Below are 311 nucleotides of genomic sequence, written 5' to 3'. Positions count from 1 at the left end.
CATTTCATCTCTGGTCTGCCACGTTCCGGCTCTACCTTATTGGCTGCTTTGTTACTGCAAAATCCACGCTTTCATGCCGGGATGACCAGCCCTGTCGGCACTTTATATACCAGCTTGCTGCATCAGTTTGGCGCAGGGACAGAATTTGGTCCGGTCATTACCAAAGCAGAACGCAAGCGCTTGGTGCGTGGTTTGTTTGATTCTTACTATGCCGAACATGCTGAAAAGAGTGTGGTGTTTGATACCAACCGCATGTGGACTGCCCATCTGCCTATGTTGATGGACCAGTTCCCCGGCTCCAAAGTGATTGC

At 50.5% G+C, this 311-nt stretch carries 1 protein-coding gene; it reads left to right on the top strand.

Annotated elements, in window-relative coordinates; translation table 11 throughout:
• Window positions 1–311 (top strand): sulfotransferase (locus tag ACO0LG_RS29650; protein ID WP_423032229.1); only part of this gene is annotated, 311 nt, incomplete at both ends.

The sequence above is a fragment of the Undibacterium sp. Ji42W genome, assembly GCF_049340405.1.
In the GTDB taxonomy this organism is placed as follows: Bacteria; Pseudomonadota; Gammaproteobacteria; order Burkholderiales; family Burkholderiaceae_D; genus Undibacterium.
Note: the sequence above shows the minus strand (reverse complement) of the source record. Positions and strands in the feature narration are given on the sequence as shown.